The 25,341-nt window shown below is 38.1% G+C and carries 24 protein-coding genes; 20 read left to right on the plus strand and 4 right to left on the minus strand.

All coding sequences use genetic code 11. From position 1 onward, the window contains the following. Position 1 precedes the first annotated feature (1 nt). The 10 genes from FJA49_RS02200 (at position 2) to FJA49_RS02245 (ending at position 16,083) form a co-directional block, all read left to right on the plus strand. Positions 2-1,558 (plus strand): PKD domain-containing protein, encoded by a 1,557-nt coding sequence (locus FJA49_RS02200; protein WP_139998384.1) that lies wholly within the window; start codon positions 2-4, stop codon positions 1,556-1,558. A gap of 5 nt (positions 1,559-1,563) precedes the next feature. After that, positions 1,564-3,213: a glycoside hydrolase family 16 protein gene (locus FJA49_RS02205; protein ID WP_139998386.1), complete on the plus strand. Its 1,650-nt coding sequence runs from the start codon at positions 1,564-1,566 to the stop codon at positions 3,211-3,213. A gap of 85 nt (positions 3,214-3,298) precedes the next feature. Then, positions 3,299-5,593: a beta-glucosidase BglX gene (gene bglX / locus FJA49_RS02210; RefSeq protein WP_139998388.1), complete on the plus strand. Its 2,295-nt coding sequence runs from the start codon at positions 3,299-3,301 to the stop codon at positions 5,591-5,593. Between the two features lie 10 nt (positions 5,594-5,603). Next, positions 5,604-6,371 carry a glycoside hydrolase family 16 protein gene (locus FJA49_RS02215; RefSeq protein ID WP_139998390.1) on the plus strand — a complete coding sequence of 256 codons (768 nt, stop codon included), beginning with the start codon at positions 5,604-5,606 and terminating at the stop codon, positions 6,369-6,371. Between the two features lie 232 nt (positions 6,372-6,603). Next, the gene (locus FJA49_RS02220; RefSeq protein WP_139998392.1) at positions 6,604-7,146 is read left to right on the plus strand and encodes a helix-turn-helix domain-containing protein; all 543 of its coding nucleotides are present in this window, start codon (positions 6,604-6,606) and stop codon (positions 7,144-7,146) included. Positions 7,147-7,260: 114 nt separating this feature from the next. Further along, positions 7,261-7,863, plus strand: a complete 603-nt coding sequence (locus FJA49_RS02225; protein ID WP_139998394.1) for a TetR/AcrR family transcriptional regulator — start codon at positions 7,261-7,263, stop codon at positions 7,861-7,863. Between the two features lie 428 nt (positions 7,864-8,291). After that, positions 8,292-9,434, plus strand: a complete 1,143-nt coding sequence (locus tag FJA49_RS02230; RefSeq protein ID WP_139998396.1) for an efflux RND transporter periplasmic adaptor subunit — start codon at positions 8,292-8,294, stop codon at positions 9,432-9,434. Between the two features lie 13 nt (positions 9,435-9,447). After that, the gene (locus FJA49_RS02235; protein WP_139998398.1) at positions 9,448-12,615 is read left to right on the plus strand and encodes an efflux RND transporter permease subunit; all 3,168 of its coding nucleotides are present in this window, start codon (positions 9,448-9,450) and stop codon (positions 12,613-12,615) included. Positions 12,616-12,694: 79 nt separating this feature from the next. Continuing rightward, positions 12,695-14,110 carry an efflux transporter outer membrane subunit gene (locus tag FJA49_RS02240; protein WP_139998400.1) on the plus strand — a complete coding sequence of 472 codons (1,416 nt, stop codon included), beginning with the start codon at positions 12,695-12,697 and terminating at the stop codon, positions 14,108-14,110. Positions 14,111-14,223: 113 nt separating this feature from the next. After that, a complete protein-coding gene (locus FJA49_RS02245; protein ID WP_199758346.1) occupies positions 14,224-16,083 on the plus strand; it encodes a monovalent cation:proton antiporter-2 (CPA2) family protein in 1,860 nt (619 codons plus the stop codon). A gap of 56 nt (positions 16,084-16,139) precedes the next feature. Here FJA49_RS02245 and FJA49_RS02250 read toward each other — a convergent pair whose 3' ends face one another. Then, positions 16,140-16,553, minus strand: coding sequence for a DUF6691 family protein (locus tag FJA49_RS02250; RefSeq protein WP_139998405.1), 414 nt, complete (start codon positions 16,551-16,553; stop codon positions 16,140-16,142). Positions 16,554-16,643: 90 nt separating this feature from the next. After that, the gene (locus tag FJA49_RS02255; protein ID WP_139998407.1) at positions 16,644-17,201 is read right to left on the minus strand and encodes a YeeE/YedE family protein; all 558 of its coding nucleotides are present in this window, start codon (positions 17,199-17,201) and stop codon (positions 16,644-16,646) included. A gap of 121 nt (positions 17,202-17,322) precedes the next feature. Here FJA49_RS02255 and FJA49_RS02260 point away from each other — a divergent pair, with 121 nt between their 5' ends. Further along, the gene (locus FJA49_RS02260; protein ID WP_139998409.1) at positions 17,323-17,796 is read left to right on the plus strand and encodes a DUF4199 domain-containing protein; all 474 of its coding nucleotides are present in this window, start codon (positions 17,323-17,325) and stop codon (positions 17,794-17,796) included. Further along, a complete protein-coding gene (locus FJA49_RS02265) occupies positions 17,793-18,254 on the plus strand; it encodes a D-alanine--D-alanine ligase (protein WP_139998411.1) in 462 nt (153 codons plus the stop codon). The genes FJA49_RS02260 and FJA49_RS02265 overlap by 4 nt, the downstream gene beginning before the upstream one ends. Positions 18,255-18,436: 182 nt before the next feature. On the opposite strand, the gene FJA49_RS02270 is transcribed toward FJA49_RS02265, so the two are convergent. Both FJA49_RS02270 and FJA49_RS02275 read right to left on the minus strand, forming a co-directional pair. Continuing rightward, positions 18,437-18,907: a hypothetical protein gene (locus FJA49_RS02270; RefSeq protein WP_139998413.1), complete on the minus strand. Its 471-nt coding sequence runs from the start codon at positions 18,905-18,907 to the stop codon at positions 18,437-18,439. A gap of 279 nt (positions 18,908-19,186) precedes the next feature. Beyond that, on the minus strand, positions 19,187-19,465 hold the full coding sequence (locus FJA49_RS02275; protein WP_139998415.1) for a hypothetical protein: 279 nt from the start codon (positions 19,463-19,465) through the stop codon (positions 19,187-19,189). Positions 19,466-19,918: 453 nt separating this feature from the next. Between FJA49_RS02275 and kdsA the strand changes: the two genes are divergently transcribed. The 8 genes from kdsA (at position 19,919) to creD (ending at position 25,340) form a co-directional block, all read left to right on the plus strand. Continuing rightward, positions 19,919-20,737, plus strand: coding sequence for a 3-deoxy-8-phosphooctulonate synthase (gene kdsA, locus FJA49_RS02280; protein WP_139998417.1), 819 nt, complete (start codon positions 19,919-19,921; stop codon positions 20,735-20,737). 35 nt (positions 20,738-20,772) lie between these two features. Next, positions 20,773-21,618 (plus strand): hypothetical protein, encoded by an 846-nt coding sequence (locus FJA49_RS02285; protein ID WP_139998419.1) that lies wholly within the window; start codon positions 20,773-20,775, stop codon positions 21,616-21,618. Between the two features lie 99 nt (positions 21,619-21,717). Next, entirely contained in the window at positions 21,718-22,341 is a 624-nt protein-coding gene (locus FJA49_RS02290; protein ID WP_139998421.1) for a hypothetical protein, read from the plus strand. After that, positions 22,328-22,747 (plus strand): hypothetical protein, encoded by a 420-nt coding sequence (locus FJA49_RS02295; RefSeq protein WP_139998423.1) that lies wholly within the window; start codon positions 22,328-22,330, stop codon positions 22,745-22,747. The genes FJA49_RS02290 and FJA49_RS02295 overlap by 14 nt, the downstream gene beginning before the upstream one ends. Position 22,748: 1 nt before the next feature. Then, on the plus strand, positions 22,749-23,045 hold the full coding sequence (locus tag FJA49_RS02300) for a winged helix-turn-helix domain-containing protein (RefSeq protein ID WP_139998425.1): 297 nt from the start codon (positions 22,749-22,751) through the stop codon (positions 23,043-23,045). A 53-nt stretch (positions 23,046-23,098) separates the two neighbouring features. Beyond that, positions 23,099-23,554: a hypothetical protein gene (locus FJA49_RS02305; protein ID WP_139998427.1), complete on the plus strand. Its 456-nt coding sequence runs from the start codon at positions 23,099-23,101 to the stop codon at positions 23,552-23,554. A 2-nt stretch (positions 23,555-23,556) separates the two neighbouring features. After that, positions 23,557-23,982, plus strand: coding sequence for a cytochrome c oxidase assembly factor Coa1 family protein (locus FJA49_RS02310; protein ID WP_139998429.1), 426 nt, complete (start codon positions 23,557-23,559; stop codon positions 23,980-23,982). Between the two features lie 32 nt (positions 23,983-24,014). Beyond that, positions 24,015-25,340, plus strand: coding sequence for a cell envelope integrity protein CreD (gene creD, locus FJA49_RS02315; protein ID WP_139998431.1), 1,326 nt, complete (start codon positions 24,015-24,017; stop codon positions 25,338-25,340). Position 25,341 lies beyond the last annotated feature (1 nt).

A 25,341-nucleotide genomic window follows, 5' to 3' on the forward strand; every position in this document is an offset into this window, starting at 1 on the left:
TATGAAAAAATTCAAATCAATAATAAGCTTAGTGTTGCTGACAATCCTCATAGGATGTTCTGGCGACGATACGAGCCTTGATTCTGTTACAAATGCACCTGCCCCTACTAATCTTTCCGCTTTGTTTACCATTACGCAGGACAACTCCGGATTGGTTACCATCGCCCCAAGAGGAGAAGGACTGGTCAAATATGATGTCTATTTTGGCGATACTACCACAGAACCAGCAGAAGTAAGCGTTGGAGCAACAGTAGACCATACCTATGCAGAAGGCCAATACAGCGTAAAAATCGTTGCAACAGCCATCAACGGACTAACAAGCGAAGTTGAACTTCCTTTGACGGTTGCCTTCAGAGCTCCGGAAAATCTGGATGTATCAATCACTCCGGTTGTTGGAGATTCTTTTTCAATAGGTGTCACGGCTGCTGCTGATTATGAAACTTTCTTTGAAGTCACTTTCGGGGAAGATCCGCAACAAGAACCTATACAGTTCATGCAGGGTGATCCGGCTGTAACACATACTTACAGCAATACAGGTACATATACCGTAAAAGTCGTAGCCTATAGCGGTGGAGTTGCAACAACAACACATACAGAAAATGTGGTGATATCTAACCCTATCCTATTGCCGCTAACTTTTGAAAATGCTGCGCTAAACTATTCTTTTAGCGATTTCGGAAACGTTACAACCAGCAAAGTGAACAACCCTGATATTTCAGGAATCAACCTGAGCTCAAAAGTAGGAAGAACAGTAAAGAACAACGGAGCAGACACTTGGGGAGGAACCACTATGGTACTGGACAGTCCAATTAACTTTTCAACTTTAAACAAATTCAGAATCAAAGTATGGTCGCCACAAGTAGGTGCTGTCGTAAAATTAAAGATTGAAAACCTTACAGATGCAGGAATCTTCCATGAAGTAGATCAGATAACCACTGTCGCTAACGCATGGCAATATCTAACTTATGATTTTTCAGGAGTCAACACTTCACAATCCTATTCAAAAGTCATTCTTTTCTTTGATTTTGGAAATCCAGGAAACGGAGCCAGTTATTATTTTGACGACATCTACCTGACAAATGGCGATGAACCTAAAATCTTCCCATTGACATTCGAATCTCCGACAATCAATTATGGTTTTGGCGATTTTGGAGGTGCTTTTGCAACAAAAGTCGCTAATCCTAACGTATCAGGAATAAACACTACGGCAAATGTGGCCCGTGTTGTCAAAAATGCAGGTTCAGAAGTTTGGGCTGGAACAGCATTGACACTTACAGAGCCAATCGACTTTTCAGTCTATCATAAGATAAAAATCAAAGTATGGTCACCACAAGCCGGAATTCCAGTTTTGTTGAAACTCGAAAATTCAGCAAACACAAGTATCAACATTGAACGTCCTGTCACCACAACGGTGGCTAACGGTTGGGAAGAACTGACTTATGATTTCTCAGGAATCAATAACAACAATGCCTATCAGAATGTAGTGCTCTTCTTTGATTTCGGAACTAATGGTACCGGAGCAACCTACTACTTTGACGATGTCAAACTTTCAAATTAAAAGGGATGAAAAACATACTAAAAAATATCGGAAAATTAGCCCTATTGCTATTTATAGTCAACGGTTGCCAGGATGACGACAAAACTTTTGGCAGTCTTGATGCTCCAAAAAACATAGAACTGACCTATGAAATCGTAGGCAAGGATGCAGCTCATCCTGATGGCGACGGTTCCGGAAAAGTCATATTAAAAGCTACTGCAGATAATGCCGTTAGTTTTAAATACCTTTTCAGTGACGGAACTAACCAAAATGCACCGGGAGGCGTATACACAAAAACCTTTACCCGAAATGGAGTGAACACCTATACGGTTACCGTAGTTGCCCTCGGAAAAGGAGGAACAGCAAGTAATACTTCGTTTGAAGTTACCGTATTCAGCAATTTCTCTGATCCGGAAGCTATCACGCTTCTGACAAGCGGAAGCTCCAAAAAATGGTATTGGGCTGCAGCCGTACCTGGCCATTTGGGTGTTGGGCAAAATGACGGAGATGTTACTAAAAACTTCTATCCTAACTATTATTCTGCGGCTCCTTTTGAAAAAGCAGGATCTCCGGATAGTAGCTGCCTGTATGATAACGAACTTCGTTTCTTCGTTGAAAACGGTGTTTTGAAATATGAATTAAATAATGGAGGAAAAACATTCTTTAATTCTTCATTCTTAGGCGTAGGAGGCGGTTCCGGAAGTTCTGACCTTTGTCTGAATTACAATACCAGCGGTGTCAAAACAGTTGCCTTAAGTCCTAGTGAATCATTAGTACCAGCCGATAAAAAACGTGGTACGGCTATGACTTTCTCTGATAACGGATTTATGGGGTATTACATTGGACAAAGCACTTATGAAATCATGGAACTTACTGAAAGCAAACTGGTAGTAAGAGCCGTTATGGGCGGTAATCCTGCCTTGGCATGGTATCATACTTTCAGCAACCAACCACCGGTTCAAGGTGGCGGAAACGACCCTGATTATACCAATATGGTATGGAATGACGAATTTGAAGTTGATGGTGCTCCTGACCCTACTAAATGGTCGTACAATCTTGGTGCCGGCGGTTGGGGCAATAGCGAATTGCAACACTATACCGACAGACTAGACAATGCAGTTGTACAAAATGGTGTATTAAAAATCACTGCTAAAGCGGAAAACTTCTCTGGTTCAAACTATACTTCTGCCCGATTGGTTACAGAAAATAAATTTGAGTTCAAATACGGCAAAGTTGAGGTAAGAGCCAAACTTCCGTCAGGCGGAGGAACATGGCCTGCTATATGGGCGCTTGGTGAAAACTATGCTACCAATCCTTGGCCAGCTTGCGGAGAAATTGATATTATGGAACACAAAGGCAATTTCCCAAACACCTTACACGGAACGTTGCATTATCCGGGACGTTCAGGTGGAAATGCCGACACCGGAACCACTACGGCCAGCAATGTATCATCGGAATTTCACGTATATAAAGTGATATGGAGTCCAACGTCAATTAAATTCTATATTGACAACCAACCGGCTTTCCATTCATTTGTAAACTCAGCTTCTACCCCATTCAATAGCAACTTCTTCTTAATTCTGAATGTTGCTATGGGAGGAACTTTTGGCGGAACTGTCGACCCTGCATTTACACAATCTGCTATGGAAGTCGATTACGTAAGAGTCTACCAATAATCCAACTCTTGCGCTTTTAATCAGGAAGGTTAGTCTTACTAGCCTTCTTGATTATTGCCTATCATAAAATTTCGAGACCAATAAAATGAAATATAAAACAATACGATACGGATTTGCCGCAGCCGTGCTTTTGGCTATGGGATGCAGCAGCTCCAAACAACATAATTTTTCAGAAAGAAACAGGCTTCCCATAGACCGGAAAGTAGATTCTGTGTTGAAACTGATGACTTTGGAAGAAAAAGTAGGTCAGATGAACCAATACAATGGCTTTTGGGATGTTACGGGACCGGTTCCTAAAGACGGACAAGCCGCTAAAAAATACGAAAACCTAAAAAAAGGACTCGTAGGCTCAATGCTCAACGTGCGTGGTGTTAAGGATGTAAAGGCATTGCAGAAAATTGCTGTGGAAGAAACCCGTTTGGGTATTCCGTTAATTTTTGGCTTTGATGTCGTTCATGGTTATAAAACCATTAGCCCTATTCCGTTGGCAGAAGCAGCTTCATGGGATTTGGAAGCCATGAAAAAATCAGCTGAAATTGCTGCTGCAGAATCGGCCGTTGCAGGATTAAACTGGACTTTTGCTCCTATGGTTGACATTTCCAGAGATGCCCGTTGGGGTCGTGTTATGGAAGGTGCCGGTGAAGATCCTTATCTGGGAAGTCAGATTGCAATTGCCCGTGTCAAAGGATTTCAAGGCGATAAACTGAATGAGTTCCGATTGGCTGCTTGTACAAAACACTTTGCAGGATATGGTTTTTCAGAATCCGGCCGTGATTACAATACGGTTGACATCAGCGATAATACGTTGCACAATATCATCCTACCTCCTTTTAAGGCAACCATCGATGCTGGTGTGCTCACTTTTATGAATTCGTTTAACGAGTTGGAAGGAATTCCTGCCACAGGAAATACATACTTGCAGAGAGATCTTCTCAAAAGAGACTGGAAGTTTGATGGCTTTATTGTTTCAGACTGGGGTTCGCTTGGCGAAATGATTCCTCACGGTTATGCAAAAGACCTTAAAGATGCTGCCATGAAAGCCGCTAATGCCGGTTCTGACATGGATATGGAGTCTTACGGTTATGTGAGCCATTTGGCAGATCTGGTAAGAGAAGGCAAAGTTTCTGAAGACAAAATCGACGATGCCGTTCGAAGAATCTTAAAGGTAAAATTTGAATTGGGACTTTTCGACAATCCTTATAAATATTGCGATGAAAATCGGGAAAAAGAATATACCGGGAAAAAAGAATTCCACGATGGCGTTTTAGATATGGCGAAAAAATCAATCGTGCTCCTAAAAAATGAAAACAGCCTGCTTCCTTTAAAAAAACAAGGACAGAAAATCGCTGTTATTGGAGCATTGGCTGACGACAAAACCAGTCCGTTAGGAAGTTGGAGAATTGGTGCCGATGATAATACGGCTGTTTCTTTCTTGGAAGGAATGGCAAATTACAAAGGCAATCAGCTTGTTTATGAAAAAGGAGCTGATGTAGCCCTAGGCCAACCGAGATTCATGCTGGAAACAAAAATAAATACGACTGACAAAAGCGGTTTCGACAAAGCCATAGCTGCTGCAAAACAAGCTGATGTTGTAATTATGGTATTGGGTGAACACGGTTTGCAGAGTGGTGAAGGACGAAGCCGAAGCGATATTACGCTTCCGGGCGTACAGCAAGAATTGCTTGAAGCGGTTTACAAAGCCAATCCAAATATTGTGCTCGTATTGCAAAACGGGCGTCCGCTTGCTATTCCATGGGCTGCAAAAAATATTCCTGCCATTGTTGAAGCCTGGCATTTGGGAACACAAAGCGGCCATGCCATAGCTCAGGTATTGTATGGAGATTACAATCCTAGCGGCAAACTGCCAATGACTTTCCCTAGAAATGTAGGTCAGCTTCCTATCTATTACAATTACAAAAACACAGGAAGGCCATCTACAGATAATCCGGAAAGCGTATTCTGGTCGCATTATACTGATATTGAAAACACGCCACTATATCCTTTTGGATATGGATTAAGTTATTCAAAATTTGAATATTCTAACCTGAAATTGGACTCGAAGACTTTAAGCAAAAACGGAAGAATAAAAGTTTCTGTTGAGGTAAAAAACAACAGTGCAGTTGACGGAAAAGAAGTCGTGCAACTATATATCAGAGATTTGATTGCAAGTGCTACACGACCTGTTAGAGAATTGAAAGGATTTGAACTGACAGAAATAAAAGCCGGACAGACCAAGACCATCACGTTTACTATTGACGAAAAAACAATCGAGTTCTATTCGGCAAGAAAAATATGGGAAGCAGAACCGGGAGACTTTCAACTATTTGTAGGTGGTAGCTCCATGGCAACATTACAAGCCGATTTTAATTATAGTAACTAAAGAATCATTTATGAAAAAAACAGCAATCCTACTACTGCTTGCCAGCTGCTCTGCTTTTGGACAAGTCAAAAAAGGAAAACTCATATGGGAAGAAAATTTCGACGGTACTACACTGAATGAAAAAGTCTGGAACTATGAGCTGGGTGACGGCTGCCCTAATATTTGCGGTTGGGGAAATAACGAACGTCAGTTCTATACCAAAGAAAACCATAAAATTGTAGACGGCAAGCTGGTAATCACTGCAAAAAAAGACGGTAACAAATACACTTCTACCCGAATTACCACGGCCGGAAAAAAAGAATTCCAGTACGGCTATATGGAAACCCGTGCAAAAATTCCAGTTGGGCAAGGCATCTGGCCTGCTTTCTGGATGCTTGGTTCCAATATAAAACAGGTTGGATGGCCTAAAAGCGGCGAAATTGACATTTTAGAATATGTTGGTAAAGAACCGCATATGGTTTATACGACATTGCATACCAAAGCCAATCACGGTGACCATGCCAGTTCACACAAAACCCGATTCGATGACATCGAAGAAGGCTTCCATACCTTTGGCGTAGACTGGACCAAAGACAAAATGGATTTTTATGTTGATGGCACTTTGGTCTTTACTTTTAATCCCGCAGATAAAACAGAAGATGTTTGGCCTTTTAACCAGCCTTTCTACTTTATATTAAATGTAGCTGTTGGTGGAAATTTTGGCGGCCCAGAAGTAGATGATTCCATTTTCCCTCAAGAATTTATCGTTGATTATGTTCGAGTATACTCCAACAAGTAATTAGTTTAAGTTTTGAGTTAGTAGCAATCGCAGGAAATTCGTTTCCTGCGATTGTTTTTTAAGGCATTTTAACTTAGCGCCTTTGCGTCTTTGCGAGCAATTATTTTCACGCAAAGACGCAAAGGCGCAAAGTATAGAATTACATTTATTGAAATCTATTTTGATGTGAAGTTTTCTATAATCATCATCCCTTTTCATTTAACTTTGTGATGCAAAAGCAGAAAACGGGCATATGATGAACAACGTTAAAACTTTGAGAGAGGCAAAAAACATGACCCAGATGGAGCTTGCCCAAAAATCTGGACTTTCATTACGAACCGTTCAAAGAATTGAAGCCGGAAGTATTCTCAAAGGTTTTACACTAAAGGCTATTGCCGAATCATTAGAAACCCAGCCCGAAAGTTTAATTGCCAGTACAGACGACAATAATAAAATAGACCGGGCAAAACTAATCAATCTTTCCGCACTGTGTGGACTTGTATTTCCTTACGGAAACGTCATTCTGCCTTTACTATTGACCTACAAGACAAAAGACGCAAAAAATAAAGAATTAGGGAAGAATATAGTAAGTATCCAGATTATTTTGTCTGTTATTGCTTCGATACTTATGATTATAAGTCCGTTCATTCAAAAAGCACTTTCCATACGATTTCCGCTCTTTCTGGTTTTTCTGATAGCGATCATTAGTATAAAATTAATCATCATTTTAAAAAATGGCATGAGTCTAAATCAAAAAAGCGATCTTTATTTCAAGCTAAAGACCAGCTTTTTATAGAGAAATCCTATATTCTTTATAGTCCCATAAGAAAATTTTATAACTCACTTGTTTCGTATTATAAAAAAGCAGTAATTTTGCTTAACGGTGTTAAACTATTTAATACTATATAAAATGGCAAGCAAAGATCGAATTTTAAGACAAAAAGAAGAGACCAGGCATAACATCCTGGATGCTGCCTATTATATTGTGAAAGAAGAAGGATGGCAAGGTTTGAGCATGCGAAAAATCGCAGACCGCATCGAATATACTGCCCCTATTATTTACGAATACTTTTCAAACAAAGAAGCCATACTACACGAACTCACTAAAAAAGGGTTCCTGTGCCTGACTTGTAATCTTGAAAAAGCAAAATCCATATCAGAAGATCCGGCGCAACAGTTGGAAGAAATGTGGATGGCTTACTGGAATTTTGCTTTCGAAGATAAAGAACTCTATCAGGTAATGTTTGGCGTAGAAATGACATGTTGTATGCAACGTGTACCAGAAGCTGAAGCTCCTTTCCAATTATTCACGGAAGCAATAGCTAAGCTAATGAAAGGACAAAAGCCAACAGATGATGTCATAAAACAAAAGTATTTCACTTTTTTCTCAGTTATCCACGGACTGATTTCAATCAACATGGTAGGCAACGGGTTAGCATCAAGTATTAACAATCAAATACTTAAGGATGCAATTGGAGGAATCATTAAATCAATTCAGGTAGTAGAAGTCTAATTTTTTTAAATTTCACTTAACACTGATAAATGATTTAATAACAATAATATAAAGTATCAATTCTATTTTTTTAACCTGATACTTAACAGTGATAAATAATTTAATGCTAATCTAAAGTACTAGGTAAGCCAGCAAATTTATGGATTTTTTCGTCTTATCACTTAACAACGTTAGATAATTTAATAAGGTTAATTATAATTCAACAATGAATACCAACAAACTAATAACTATCACAATGTAGCGATTTAGAAAACAGTGTAGCAGTTCTCAGGAAGAACGCTTCGCAGAACAACAGAAATGGTTTACAACAACATGAAATGCTGATTTCAAAACAATTAGCTCTATTTTAAAATCCTTACAAAAAAATGTATCGCAGCAAAAACCAAGAATCAATCCAAATGTTCAACAAATTCAAAAATCAAAAAAAAATGAAAAATATAATTTTAACCAGCCTAGTTCTCGCTGTTGTCCTTGTGGGATGTTCCGGTAAGACCGAAACCCAAGCAGCTCCCCCACCACCAACATTGCCAGTTTACGCCATCCAAAGTGCTAACACTACTACAGATTCTGAATATCCAGCTTCTATCCAAGGAACTGTTGATGTAGAAATTCGTCCACAGGTAAGCGGAAACTTAGAAAAAATATATGTTGACGAAGGGGCTTTCGTTTCTAAAGGTCAGCCGTTGTTCAAAATAAACGAACAGCCTTTTCGTGAACAGCTTAACAATGCGCTTGCAAGCCTTCACGGTGCCGAAGCAGCTTTGATTAACGCTCAATTGGAAATTGATAAATTAACGCCTCTTGTTCAAAACAAAGTCGTTTCTGAATATCAATTAAAAACAGCTAAAGCTTCTCACAGAATTGCTACGGCTAATTTAGATCAGGCAAAAGCAATGGTAGCTTCAGCAAAAATCAATTTGGGTTATGCAACCATCACGGCACCAGTTAGCGGTTACATCGGAAGATTACCAAAAAAACAAGGAAGCCTAGTTTCAGCAACAGATATTGAGCCGTTGACAAAACTTTCTGATGTTCACGAAGTATATGCTTACTTCTCTTTAGGAGAAAGCGATTTCATTAACTTCAAGGCACAATATGCAGGAAATACTATCGATGACAAAATCAAAAAATTGCCACCAGTTACTTTAATATTGGCTGATAACAACGCTCATACCCAAACAGGAAAAATTGATATGGTTGACGGTCAGTTCGACAAAAACACAGGCGCCATCACACTTCGTGCTACTTTTCCTAATGCAAACGGAACTTTGCGTTCTGGAAACACAGGTAGAATCCGTTTAGGAATTCAGCACGATGCTGCTATTCTGGTTCCACAGTCGGCTACAATCGAAATGCAGGATAAAGTTTTCGTATTTACTGTAGACAAACAAAACAAAGTGACCAAAGCACCAATCACAATTATTGGCAAAAGCGGTACCAACTATCTTATCAAAGATGGTGTAAAAACTGGCGATCAGATTGTATTAAGCGGTATCGACAAACTTCAGGAAGGTCAGGCAATTCAGCCTGAGAAATCGAATAAAATTGCTCAAGTAATTAACAAAAAATAATTTTCGCGAAAAAATGTTCAAAATATTCATACAGAGACCTGTACTGGCTACTGTTATCTCCATTTTATTGGTGATATTAGGGGTACTAGGACTTACAAAATTACCGCTACAACAATTTCCGGATATTGCACCGCCATCAGTTTTGGTTACTGCAGTATATCCAGGAGCCAACGCTGAGACCGTCTTGCGTTCTGTGGCACCTTCATTAGAAGAATCTATAAATGGTGTTGAAAACATGACCTACATGAGTTCAACTGCCAGTAATGATGGTACTTTAGCAATTACGGTTTTCTTTAAATTAGGTACAGATGCTGACCAGGCTGCCGTTAACGTACAAAACAGAGTAGCACAAGCAACAAGTCAGTTGCCTGCAGAAGTAGTACAACAAGGTGTTATTACGGCAAAACAGCAAAACAGTTTTATTATGGCAATCGGTATGTATACCGAAGATGAGGCCAAATACGACCAGACATTTGTTGCCAACTATGCACAAATCAATATTATTCCGGAAATCAAGCGTATTCCCGGTGTAGGTTCTGCTTCCATCTTTGGAGGTACAAAAGACTATTCTATGCGTGTTTGGTTAAATCCAACACAAATGGCAACTTACAATGTGACGCCAAATGAAGTTATGGCTGCTATTCAGGACAAAAGTTTAGAAGCCGCACCAGGTAAATTTGGAGAAAGAAGTAAAGAAGTTTTCGAATACGTTATCAAATACAAAGGAAAGCTAACCAAACCGGAAGACTATCAAAACATAGCCATTCGTTCTAATGCCGATGGTTCTATCCTTCGTCTGAAAGATGTTGCCCGAGTAGAACTTGGTGCGTATTCCTACAACAGCTTAACACGTTTGAATGGTAATAAAGGTGTTGTAATTGGTATCATACAGTTGGCAGGTTCCAACTCAAATGACATTCAGATTGCGATTAACAAATTGATGGTTAAGGCCTCAAAAGATTTCCCAAAAGAAATAAAACACAATATATTCTATAGTACGAAAGTATCATTAGACCAATCGATTGCACAAGTGGAACATACCCTATTGGAAGCATTTATACTGGTGTTCATCGTTGTTTTCCTTTTCCTTCAGGATTTCAGATCGACCTTGATTCCGGCTATTGCAGTTCCGGTAGCGATTTTAGGTACGTTCTTCTTCATGCAATTATTTGGATTCTCGATTAACCTATTGACGCTATTCGCTTTGATTTTGGCCATTGGTATTGTCGTCGATGATGCGATTGTCGTCGTCGAAGCCGTGCATGCCAAGATGGAACACAAACGTTTGTCTCCAAAAATAGCTACGCACGAAGCGATGCACGAAATTACGGGTGCTATTATCTCGATTACGTTGGTAATGGCTGCTGTATTCCTACCGGTTGGTTTTATGGAAGGTTCAACAGGAGTTTTCTATCGCCAGTTTGCCTTTACGATGGCAATTGCAATTGTAATTTCGGCAATAAACGCTTTGACGTTAAGCCCTGCCCTTGCCGCTTTATTCTTGAAAGACAATCATGGAGGAGAACACGGTGAAGAAGATCCACATGCTAAAAAAGGATTCAAAGAAAAATTCTTTATCGGATTTAATAAGAGTTTCACTGCCTTAACGAACCGTTATGTTGGTGGATTGAGATTCCTGATTCGTAACAAATGGGTTAGCTTAGGAGGTTTGGTTCTGGTTACTGTTGCTACAGTCATAATGGTTCAAAGAACTCCAACCGGATTTATCCCAACAGAAGATCAAGGGTTTATCGCTATTGCAGTAAACACACCTTCAGGAACATCTTTAGACGGAACCCAAAAGGTAATGACGGAAGCTGAAAATACCTTAAAAGCTTTAGAATCTTCCCGATTTGTAACCGCTATTTCAGGTTTTAACCTTCTGACAAACTCTACAAGCCCATCATCAGCAGTTGTTTTCGTATTGCTGAAACCAAATGAAGATCGTGGTGAGGTTAAAAACATTGATGATATCATGAATCAGGTTCGTGGCCAACTAGGTGCTATTTCAGGAGGAAGTTTCTTCGTATTTAGTTTCCCAACCGTACCCGGTTTTAGTAATGTTGAAGCTTTGGATTTAGTATTGCAAGACAAAACAGGTGGTAAACTGGATAAGTTTAGTGGTATTTCACAAAACTTCATCGGAGAATTAATGAAACGCCCTGAAATTGCTGTAGCCTTTACTTCATTTAAAGCAGATTACCCACAATTGCAATTGGATATTAACGATGAAAAAGCAGACCAGTTAGGCGTCAAAGTAAAAGACATTTTACAAACGATGCAGGCTTATTTTGGTAGTGCCCAAGCTTCTGACTTCAATAGATTTGGAAAATACTACAGAGTGGTTGTCCAGGCAGATATTGCTGACAGAGCCGATCCAACAACCATCGACCGTGTATTTGTAAAAAATAAAAATGGCGAAATGGTTCCGATAAATACTTTGGTAAAACTAACCCGTATTTATGGTTCAGAAACCGCTTCGAGATACAACTTATTTAATTCGATTTCGATTAACGCCATCCCGAAACCAGGTTTTAGTTCCGGAGAGGCCATCAAAGCCATTGAACAAGTAGCGGAGCAGCAATTACCGGCAGGTTATAGTTATGAATTTTCAGGACAAACCCGTGAGGAGATTTCTTCCGGTGGACAATCAACAACCATTTTCCTTTTGTGTTTGGTATTCATTTATTTCTTGCTTGCAGCACAGTATGAAAGTTATATTTTGCCTTTAGCGGTAATCTTATCTATCCCAACAGGAATCTTTGGAGTATTTGTAGCTATCGGTTTGACTGGTATCCAAAATAACATTTACGTACAAGTTGCGCTCGTCATGCTTATCGGATTGCTCGCCAAGAATGCCATTTTGATTGTGGAATTTGCGGCACAAAAACGAAGATCCGGTCAGGCATTAGGCAAAGCTTCAATTGATGCAGCCAAACTCCGTTTACGACCAATTATCATGACCTCGTTGGCCTTTGTTGTAGGATTGATTCCGATGATGAGCGCCACTGGACCATCAGCACAAGGTAACCATTCCATCAGTATTGGTGCAGCCGGAGGTATGCTTTCAGGAGTAATATTAGGTTTGTTAATCATTCCGGTTTTATTTGTAGTATTCCAGTACTTACAGGAAAAAGTCAGTGGAAAACCAATAGCCGTAATCCATAACGAAGAAAAATAAAAATGTGAAATTATATCACAGTCCCAGTAACTGGTGACTGTGGTATAATTGTACAGAAATTTAATGTTGAAAAACTAAAATGAAAAAAAACATCAATAAATATATAGCTGTATTGGTTTTGATTACCACGTTTACAGCATGTAAAGTTTCGAAAGATGTCGAAACTCCAAAAGATGCCTTACCCGAAAGTTTCAGGAATACAGCTTCTCAGGACACTACGAGCATTGCCGATTTGAGTTGGAAAGAATTCTTTACAGAACCGTCATTGCAGAAACTGATAGACAGTGCCATCGTTAGAAACAACGACCTGCTTATAGCACAAAAGAATATTGAGGCAGCACAATGGCAACTGACACAGTCTAAATGGGGAAATGTTCCTAAACTTGACTTTCAGGCTACAGCAACCTCTACCCGACTGTCTGACAACAGCTTAAACGGGTTGAGTACCAACACATTCTTGAGAAGAAAACATATCGAAGATTACAATGCTGCGCTCAACCTTTCATGGGAAGCAGACATCTGGGGAAAAATCCGAAGCCGTAAGAAAAGCGCCTTGGCGGAATACTTGCAATCTGAAGAAGCAAAAAAAGCATTACAAACTACTATTGTAGCTAATGTTTCTAACGGATTCTACAACCTTTTGATGCTGGATGCCCAATTGGAAATTGCCAGAAAAAACCTTGCTCTAAATGACAGCACACTGTTTGTTATCAACCTGCAGTTTGAATCCGGACAAGTTACTTCTTTGGCAAAACAACAAGCCGAAGCACAGCAATCTGTGGCAGCTCAGCTTATTCCTGAATTGGAACAGGCGATTGCTTTACAGGAAAATGCACTAAGTATTATCACAGGAAGTTTCCCAAGTGCTAAAGAAAGAAACACTACACTGGAAGCCATAGCGTTGAAAGAAAAACCATCAGCTGGTATTCCTTCCTCATTGGTAAGCAGAAGACCTGATGTTAAAAATGCGGAGTTGGCATTACAAGCTGCAAACGCAAAAGTAGGCATCGCAAAAGCTTCCCTTTATCCTAGCCTGAATATTACGGCTGCGGGAGGACTTACCTCTTTCAAATCAAGCAACTGGTTTAATACTCCAGCCTCATTGTTTGGAATGGTAGCCGGAAGCATTGCACAGCCTTTGTTAAATGGAAGAAGCCTTAAAGCGCAATATGAAATCTCAAAAATTGAAAGAGAAAAAACCGTGCTTAGTTTTAGACAGGCTGTTCTTGTAGCTGTTGGTGAAGTATCTGATGCGCTTGTAAAAGTTGAAAAATTAAAAGAACAACAATCTATAGCTGCCGGCCGTGTTGCTACTTTACAAAAAGCAGTGAAAAATGCGGATATGCTTTTCAAAAGTGGAATGGCAACTTACCTTGAAGTTATCGTGGCACAAGGAAATCTGCTCCAAAGTGAGCTGGAACTTGCCACATTAAAACGTACTAGCCTTGATGCCGATGTTGAGCTTTATCGCTCATTAGGCGGCGGCTGGAAATAACGGCTACCCATGGCCTTTTGAAATCAATTGTCTGGAAATCAATTCAGGCAGTTGATTTTTTTATTTCCAAAAACTAAAATCTTTTTCAAAATAGCTATTTTTATAAACAGTAAATGAATTATATGCAGGACACTTTCTTCTTTCAGGCAATGATCTACCTGGCTGGAGCCGTAATTATGGTTCCAATTGCCAAACGACTTGGTCTGGGTTCTGTGTTGGGATATCTCCTGGCAGGAATCATCATTGGCCCCGCCTTTTTAGGTCTCATTGGAACCAAAGGACATGATATTATGCATTTCGCCGAATTTGGCGTGGTCATGATGCTGTTCGTTATTGGACTGGAACTCGAACCCGAACGCCTCTGGAGAATGCGAAAAAAAATAGCCGGTATGGGAGGCATACAGGTAGCAGGAACCACACTTGTGCTCACAGCCATTACGCTAGCTTTTGGGCTTGACTGGAAAACGGCTTTAGTATTGGGAATGATCATTTCCATGTCGTCAACCGCTATTGTCATGCAGACACTTAACGAAAAAGGCTGGATCAAGACAGTAGCCGGACGAAGTTCCTTTGCGGTATTGCTTTTTCAAGACATCGCCATCATCCCTATGCTCGCATTGTTGCCGTTACTTGCCAGTAAAGAACTGCAAGAGTCAGCAGTGGCCACGCATGCCACATTAATGGATGGCTTGCCGAAATTAGTACAGACTCTTATTGTACTTTCTTCCATAGCTGTAGTGATACTTTCCGGTAAATACCTCTTACGCCCTATTTTCCATGCTATGGCAAAAACAAAACTCAGCGAAATGTTTACCGCAATGGCGTTACTTGTTGTTGTGGGCATTGCTGTACTGATGACATCCGTTGGATTAAGCCCAGCTTTAGGTGCTTTTTTAGCCGGAGTTATGTTGGCCAATAGCGAATACAAACACCAACTCGAAATCGCCATCGACCCATTCAAAGGTTTACTTCTGGGACTTTTCTTTATCTCGGTAGGCAGCTCCATTGATTTCCAGCTTCTTCTTTCAAAGCCTTGGTTCATTATGGGACTTGTGTTGGGTATCATCACAATCAAGATTACAGTGCTGTATCTCCTAGGAAAGTTCTTTAAAATTGGATATACTCAAAACTTTATTTTTAGTTTCGGTCTTAGCCAGATAGGTGAATTCGCATTTGTACTTCTGAGTTTTTCCTTGCAAGAAAACATACTCAGCAAAGAAATTACAGACCTTATGATGGCTGTTACCGCATTAAGTATGGCCTTTACACCTTTGTTGATGATGTTCAATGAAAAAGTACTGTTGAAATCCAAGTGTTCCATGATTGGAAGCGAGGAAGAACCTGAAAGCGATGTTGATTCGGAAAGCAATCCGGTTATTATAGCCGGTTATGGTCATTTTGGAAATACCGTTGGCCGATTTCTTAGAGCCAACAATATACAAGCTACAGTACTCGACAATAATAGCGATAATGTAAACACACTTAGAAAACTTGGTTTCAAAGTATATTACGGTGATGCTTCACGACACGATCTTTTGGAAATTGCAGGAGCCGGCAGAGCACAGATTATTATCATTGCCATTGGCAATCGGGAAAAAAGAATGGAAATGATTGAAATGGTCAAAAAACACTTTCCTAATCTTTACATACTGGTACGTTCTGAAAACAGAGACGATGCTTATGACCAGATGAACGCCGGTATCATGCATATTTACAGAGAAACTCTTGACACCAGCTTGCGTGTAGGTATAGATGTCATGAAATTACTGGGGCACAACACTCATGAAGCTACACGTTCTGCGAGAACTTTTTTCACACACGACGAAAAAACGCTCAAGTACCTCGCCAGTATCCGCAACCAGGACGAATATATTAGTGCGGTTCGTGAAAAAATCGAAGAACTCGAACGTGTGATTTTGGCTGACAGAGAAGCCATGTCTCTTGAAAATGCAGAAAAAACAATGCTCACATAAAAAAAGCCCCAGGAATTCCTGGTTTTTTTTTATATACTGATTAACCGTTTTGTTAATTAATGAGGTAGCTTGTCTTTTAGTAAACCGTATAGAAACGTACCAATCAAAGCTCCTAAAAATACGATCCCTATGCTGTAAAAACCGGCGCCAATCAAGATAAAGATAGGTCCCGGACAAGTTCCAATCATACCCCAGCCCAATCCGAAAATTGTTCCTCCAATGATATAATTTTTAAATCCTTTTTCCTTATCTGCAATCTGGATTTGCTTACCATCAAGCCCTACTACTTTATTTCTTTTATAAATCTGGATTCCTGCAACACCCACAGCGATAGCCGTCATGATGATTCCAAACATATGGAAGGATTCAAACTGGAACATCTCATAAATACGGTACCATGATACCGCTTCCGATTTGGTTAATACAATCCCGAAAAGGATTCCAACAAGTAAATATTTTATAAATTTCATCGTATATATTTTTATTTTAAAATCGTCAACCCTGGCAAGGTTCTAAACCCTGCCAGAGTTTTAAACTCTGGCAGGGTGAAACGGAAAATATTAAAAAATCAAAGGAAGTAAAAAGTGAGCTGCAATCAATCCGCCAACAAAAAAGCCAATTACCGCAATTAATGATGGCAATTGTAAGTTACTCATCCCGGTAATAGCATGTCCAGAAGTACATCCGCCCGCATATCTCGAACCAAAACCTACTAAAAGGCCCCCAAATAGCAGGAATCCGAATATTTTTGGAGTAAAAACATTTTCTCCTGAAGTAAACAATTCCGGAAGTAATTTTCCATTAGGTGCATCGATATTCATCTCTTGTAATTTAGCTACTGTAGCCGGATTCAGGTTTACTCCAGAACCATCGCTTAAAAAGTGTACGGCTATAAAACCACCAATCATGGCTCCTAGTACAACTACCAGGTTCCAACGTTGGGATTTCCAATCAAATCTGAAAAAATCAGAAAATTTTCCAGCTCCGGAAATAGAACATAGCGTACGGAGATTAGATGACATTCCGAATGTCTTTCCAAAATAAATCAAAGTAAGCATTACCGCTCCGATTAAAAAACCGGAAACATACCAAGGCCAAGTGCCATAAAAACTGTACATAGCTAAAAATTATTTGCACAAAAATAGACATTCGCTCCCATACCTCCATAATATTCCCATTTAAAATATAGCCCAATTAAAATAATCACTTAATTTTGGGTCAGAATTACACTTACCTATAATGAAAAAATTTGCGATTGAAATCAAATGGGGCATCCGATACATTTTTTGCTATCTGGCATGGGCCATTCTTGAAAAAACTTTAGGCATTTACGGAGAAAACATGAGCTTTTATATGCTATCCTCCCTATTGTTTTACATTTTTGCCGGACTTATCTACTCTCTTGCTTTAAAAGAAAAAAAGATTAATTATTTCAATGGAAACATGGATTGGAAACAAGGCTGTGCTACAGGACTATACATGACCATTGTTATAGCCATATTAATGCCTTTGGCGCAAGCTTCCCTTCACGAATTAATTGCTCCTGAGTTTTTTGAAAACATGATTAATGCTTCAAAAGACAAAGAAGGAGCAGCAAATTATTTTAATCTGAGAAGCTATATCATACAGAGTATCTTTTTTACGTTATCTATTGGAATGGTAATTTCGGCTATTGCGGCTTATTTTATCCAAACAAAAAAGCAAACTAAATGAAAATAAAAACTCTCATCCTAGTCTTGTTTACAGGAATTCTTGCTGTTTCCTGTATTAGTACCCGTTCAACCATCAAAAACATTGATGACAACGCACCTGAGCCTATTATTACAAAAGATGGCTGGTTTTTGCTTACAGAATTCAGCAAGGATAAAAAGTACGGCTACGACAAAGACTACCCGATTAATGTGTATTACCGAAGTGTAGCAGATGAAGACATTAACCCAAAACGCTTTCTGAATGCCCTGACCGGACCAAAAGGCGAAACCATTACTTATAAAAAAATAGAGAGCTGCTGCCCTTTCCCGACTAAAAGAAATGAAATGGGCGCCGGATTATTAGATGTATATGAAATCACCTGGCCGGGACTTGCAAAACCCATCCGCCTCTATTTTAATATCTTCGAAAAAGGATATCTTTTTGTTCCAAAAGGATTTGGACTAAAGAAAAACGAATAAAACGAACTCATTTTACGGCATAACAAAATTGAAGAAAACTTTATAATACCTTCTCAAGCAGTTTGTGCTGTATCCTTGATTTTATGGCAATATAATGAGTTTTTAATTTAAACATTTTTTTTAATCTTAAAAACACCCTATCTAAGATAGGTGGCTTTCTATATCAAAATATTGGATCATTCTTATTGAGAAAAAGTATATTGCCGTATAATTATATTTTTAATTTGTTCATAATTTTTTGTACTGATTATATACTTTTTAGAGTCTATTGGCAATTCTATACCTCTTCCGCTTTTTGTATTGTATAAAACAATTCCGTTTCCAAATCTTATTCCAACTCCATCATACCATGGAATTATAGTTTTCTTTATCCCTTTATAATCTATATTGGAAATATTTATTGTTTTTTTTATCAAACCTATTCCAAATGAAATAGAAACAGTATCATCATCGATAATTATTGTCATTTTATAGGTGACTAATATAATGACAAGAAAAATAAAAACAATTATTATGGTCATATATAATGGGATAGGTTTTGTTCCAAGCTTATATAGATAAGCAAATATTGTAACAGATAAAAACAACAATGCTGGTATTATTGATAACCAAAAAAATTGAACTTCTTTGTAAATTATTTTTCTTTTTTCCATAATGTAAATTTTAAATTGTGTTGAAAAGGTAAAATATACAATAACAAAACTCCCATCATTACTAGGCTAAAACTATATAGGCCTAAAAAAACAGCAATACTGGTATGAAAGAAAACACCTATTGGAAGAAATGATGTTTTTTTTCTCCTATCAAGTAATAAAATATATGATAGTAATAAATGAGATAAAATAACCCACCATGTCAGAAAAAAAACAAATTCAGAATTAATCAGAGGGTTAACTAATGACAAAATACTGTCATTTAATCCGAAATAAGAATTATTGAAAATATAATATAATGCAATTCTCCTTAAAAATTTCAGAATTTACTTTTAGATTATAAAGAGATGGGACATGGTTGACTAATTCACCCTGAAGAAAAAAAATAGCCCTGAAAATCTCTTCGGAAGTATAATCTTTTACTCTCTTTTTTAAATTTTTATCAATTCTGACTTCTTGTTGGTCATCATTATTTGTACAAGAAGTAAAAGATAAAAATAATGTTAGTATTGCGAAAAATAGGGATAAATGGTTTTTGAATCCTTTAATCTTCTTCATATCCTTTAAAATTTAGAAATTAGAACTATATCTTGGAATAAGATTTCTATTATAAAATAGTTGAAGACAACATTTTTTTCATAACTTTTAGAGATCAATACTTTTTAAGATTTTTTAATGCTTATGAATGTATCATAGTTTTAAAAGATTAATCATATAAATCGATAGAAGTTGCTTATTCAATATTAATTTTTCGAAAAATAAACATAAACCGTTTGATTACCTCTACACAAAAGGGTAGAATTAAGGGATAGTATGTAAATTCCACCCTTTTGTGTAGGCTATTAGGCAATAAAAATCCGTTTTCTGAACGTTTATATATTCTAAAAACAAATCTTTAAAAAAAGAAAAAAGAAAACTTATAAATCCCTGTGTTTTTGCTTCTTAAACTTTTAACAGAAATTACCTTTCGATTGATATAATTTGTAAATTTGCGCTTTCAAAAAACAACATATGAATCTACTAGATATCCCAAAAATAAAGCATCTTGACAGTAATAACTTTTTCCTTTTAGCTGGTCCTTGTGCCATCGAAGGTGAAGAAATGGCTCTTCAAATTGCTGAACGACTTGTTGAAGTTACAAACAAGCTTCAAATTCCTTACGTTTTCAAAGGTTCTTTCAAAAAAGCCAACCGTTCCAGAATAGACAGTTTCTCTGGAATTGGTGATGAGAAAGCCTTGAAAATCTTACGAAAAGTTTCTGAAACTTTTGATGTTCCAACTGTTACTGACATCCATACCAACGAAGATGCAGCTATGGCAGCAGAATATGTTGATGTGCTTCAGATACCTGCTTTTTTGGTTCGCCAAACCGACCTTGTTGTTGCAGCTGCTAATACCGGAAAGACCGTAAATCTGAAAAAAGGACAATTTATGAGTCCGGAAAGCATGAAACATGCCGTACAGAAAGTATTGGACTGCAATAACCAAAAAGTAATGGTTACTGACAGAGGAACTATGTTTGGATACCAGGACATGATTGTTGACTATCGTGGCATTCCTACAATGCAGCAGTATGCTACGACAGTTCTTGATGTTACCCACTCTTTGCAGCAGCCAAACCAAACTGCCGGTGTAACTGGTGGAAGACCAGACATGATTGAAACCGTTGCCAAAGCAGGAATAGCTGTTGGTGTTGACGGAATCTTTATAGAAACCCATTTCGATCCGGCAAATGCAAAAAGTGACGGAGCAAACATGCTAGATTTGAAATATTTCGAAGGACTTATGACAAAGCTGGTAGCGATCAGAAAAACCGTAAATAATTTCTAATATTAATATTCCCTATTTTGAAACATCCATTACTAATGGGTGTACTAACTTTTTTTTGTGCTTTTTCACAGTACACCTTTGCCCAAGAACTGGCACCGAGTCCTGAAAAATACACTGCTCACAACAAAGGAAAATTCTTTATCTATTGGGGTGGCAACAGAGAATCATACACAAAATCAGACATTACCTTTAAAGGAGATGGATACAATTTCACAGTAAATGATGTGAAGGCGCATGACAAGCCAAAAGGGTACCATTTAGATTACGTGAATCCGGCCAGGATGACTATCCCGCAAACAAACCTTAGGATTGGTTATTTCATCAGCGACCATTACAACGTTTCGATTGGTGTTGACCACATGAAATATGTAATGACACAAGGCCAAGTTGCCAATGTAACAGGAGAAATCAACCTTCCGGCATCAGAAGCCGGGGCAGTACATAACGGTACGTATAACAATACACCAACTGTTATGTCTGAAGACTTCCTGAAATTTGAGCACACAGACGGACTTAACTATGTGCATGCACAAATCAACCGTGTAGACGATATTTCCAAACTCTTCAGAATCTGGGATACGGACAAAATCCAGATTAACCTGACAGAAGGTATTGGTGGCGGACTTCTATATCCAAAAACAAATGCAACCTTGCTAAGCAAAAAAAGACATGATGATTTCCATGTTTCCGGATATGGAGTATCAGCTCAAGTAGGTCTAAACGTGACCTTCTTCAAGCACTTTTTTATTCAAGGTGAATTAAAAGGAGGTTATATTGACATGCAGGATATCAAGACAACATCAAGCAATGCCGATAGTGCTTCGCAGCATTTCGGGTTCTTCCAGAGAATTATTACTGTAGGCGGAATCTTCAAGCTATAAGCTTTTAAAAAAATAATTAAAAATCCTCCGAAAATTTCGGGGGATTTTTTTTGCCATTCCATTTTTATTACTTTACTTTGTTATTCAAAGTACTTTTATATGGAGACAAACAAATATCTTAATGACATTTCAGAAATCAAGAACATGATGAACCGTTCTTCAAGATTTATTTCCTTGAGCGGCCTGTCAGGTGTTTTGGCTGGAGTCTATTCCCTGATTGGTGCCTGGCTGGCTTACGAAACCCTCTATAGCGATTCGACTCCATTAGGTACTTACAAAAACCTTGTTGTTAGGGAAAGCTCCATGATGCGACTTTTTGCCATTGCCATTATTGTTATAGTCCTCTCCATTATAACCGGAATTACATTAAGTATCAAAAAAGCCAAAAAGGAAAATGAAAAAGTCTGGGATGCGTCTTCTAAAAGATTGCTGATTAATTTTGCAATTCCTTTAGCAACCGGAGGTTTTTTCGTACTGTTTCTGATTGAAAAGGAAGTGTATGGATTTGTTGCTCCGGTAACCTTAATTTTTTACGGCCTTGCCTGTGTCAATGCCAGCAAATACACTTTAGGCGACATCCGCTATTTAGGAATAACACTGATTATCTTAGGTCTGGTTTCCTCCTATTTTATTGGATATGGATTGCTATTTTGGGCACTAGGTTTTGGAGTCTGCCATATTTTTTACGGCTTCAAGTTGTATTTTAAGCATGAAAAAAATTAAAATTATATTTAAATCCCTACAAATAGTATCTTTGGCAGCGCTGCTTTCATGCGGAGGAACCTGGGAAAACGAAGATGCTGTCTGGGAAAAAACATTTAATGCAGAAAAGCCAAAAGAGGTAATCCTATTGAATTCAAAAATTTGGATTTCATCACACTGGAGCTACGAATTTCAGTCGTTTATGGAAATAAAATCCAATACCAAGTTGATGGATGCCTTTGAGCAACAATATAAACTGGAGAACAGTTCGGATTTTCAGGTAGTAGAAATAACCGAAAAACCGTCGTGGTTCACACCAAAAACAGAAGACCATTATATCATTAAAGAAAGTAATCTCTATAATGATTTCAAGATTTTTATTGATAAGGAAACAAAGAATATATTTATAACCTGTTCACAATTATAATTTGAAAAATATCATCCAAAATATAAACAAAGCATTCGACCACAGAATCAGGCTCGGGATCATGTCTGTTTTGATGGTAAACGAATCTGCCGATTTCAACATGCTGAAAGAGCTTTTGGGTGTAACCGATGGTAACCTGGCGAGCCATACCAAAGCCCTGGAATCCGAAAACTATATTTCTATCGAAAAGCAATTTATTGGCAAAAAACCAAATACACGCTACATCGCTACAAAAGAAGGCAAGAAAGCTTTTAAAGAGCATATTGATGCCCTTGAAAAACTAATACAGAAGAGCTAAGATTTTTTTTATCTATTAACTTTGAAATACAAAGTACTTTTAAAAAATAAAACATGAGAGATTTATTTATCGAAAAGCTATACGATATGAGCAAAAAGCCTTACCAAAAGTTTTTTAAAAAGAATGCGCCTTGGAAGATTACTAAAGAGGAGCTGCTCCTTATGCCCTACGAAACTTTAGGTTTTCATTTGGGCAGTTTTCTTACCCGACATCATTTCGATATGCAATCCAAACTCGAAGACCATGATGTATTCCATGTCCTTACCAAAACGGGAGTTACAGTTCCTGAAGAAATAGGCATGCAGTATTTTTTGTATGGAAACGGCAAACGAAGCCTGTATCTGTATATGGTAATGGCTACCGGAACACTTTTCTATCCTGACCAGCTAAGCTATTTTAAAAAACAATACAAAAGAGGCCAAAGTGCTTTCTCCTTCCATAGCCTGGATTATTCCAAGATGCTTTCAATTCCTGTGACAACAATCCGAAATACTTTTAAAATCAAATAATTATGAAAAACAAGCTCAATTTAAAAAGCTGGTGGCAAATAAATTACAAATGGTTCCTTTCATTATCTGGCTTTATCATAGCCTGCCTGATATTGGCCTATGGCATAAGTCAAGGTAGTTTTAAAGAAATGACACAAGCTTATGCTGATCCTGTCCTATTTCAAAAAGCCATAACGGAAGCAAACAAAAATAATGAGGTAATAGAAACCCTCGGAATCCTGGAGCCTTTGGATAATATGGCCATTCTTGAAGGAAATACGAGATATTCTAACGACAACAAAGCGATTGAAGCTAGCGTAAGAGTTACCGGAAAAAAGGCTAAAGGAAAAATGGACATTTCTGCCCAAAAAATCGGTTCAGAATGGAAATATGAAGGCATTAAAATCCGGGTTCATGAAACCAAACAAGAGATCATTATCAAGAAATAACAACTAATCATTAATCTATAAAAAGTCATATCATGAAAAACGAGATTCCTTTTCTCCAATCGACAACAGCCAAGCTAATTATGATAGGCATGCTTACGCTTGTCCTTTTTGTTCCTTTGGCATTTGTTCAGAACCTTATTGCTGAACGTTCTTTACGCAAACAGGAAGTCATTTCTGAAATTACAGCTAAATGGGGCGACAGCGTCCTGCTTTATGGACCAATAATTAAGATACCGTACACGGCTCATTATCCTGTAAAAAACGCAACAGAAACAATTACAGAAACCGAATATGCTTATTTTTTCCCTGAACAGCTTGAAGGCCATATTGATGTGAATACGACCGAGAAAAAAAGAAATAATTATGAAGCTGTAGTTTTTAGTTCGGCCATGAAATTTAATGGGACTTTTACCAAGCCTGATTTCAGCTCGAAAGGTATTGCACCTGAGGACATCCAATGGGATAAGGCAACATTGTTGGTTAAGGCCAATAATCTCAAAAGCATAAAAGATGGTATGAAAATAAAACTAGGAGAAAAAGTAATGGCTTTTGAAACAGCTACAAATGATCCGGTAACATTTGTTTCGACTTTAGAAACGCCCAGCTTTTCTATTTCAGAGTATTTTACAGACGAAAAGATTCCTTTCAATTTTAATGTCGCTTATGACGGAAGTCGGGAATTAAAGATTGTCCCTATCGGAAAAACAACTTCTGTAAGTATGAAATCCAATTGGCAAACTCCAAAATTTACAGGATATTTTTTACCTGGTGGCAATGAGAAAAAATCTGATAATGCAGGTTTTGAAGCCAGTTGGAAAGTCCTTGACTTTAACAGGCCTTTTGCACAACATTATTTTGGAGATTTCCCGGAGCTGAAAGATTATTCTTTTGGGGTGGATTTTATAATTCCTGTTGACGAGTACCAAAAGAATGAACGTGCTTCAAAATATGGCTTTTTAGTAATTGGACTGACATTTCTTGTCTTTTTTGTGATCCAATCCATTAGCAAAATCAGCATTCATATTTTTAATTACACTATGATTGGACTTGCTTTGGTTATGTTTTATACGCTTTTGATATCCATTACAGAACATAGTAGCTTTTTGAAAGCCTATTTAATTGCTGGAATTTCTGTCGTCCTGATGATTTCATTATATTCCCTTTCCATTTTAAAAAGTAAAAAGTTTGCCATCTTTATTGGCTTTTCTTTGACAGCGCTCTACACCTTTATTTTTGTTATCATCCAGCTTGAGAATTATGCCCTTTTAGCAGGCAGCATTGGGCTTTTTGCCATCTTGGGACTTGTGATGTACTTTTCCAGAAAAATTGACTGGAATGCGATAAAAGAAGAAAATTGAT

The sequence above is a fragment of the Flavobacterium microcysteis genome, assembly GCF_006385255.1.
GTDB classification, from domain to species: domain Bacteria; phylum Bacteroidota; class Bacteroidia; order Flavobacteriales; family Flavobacteriaceae; genus Flavobacterium; species Flavobacterium microcysteis.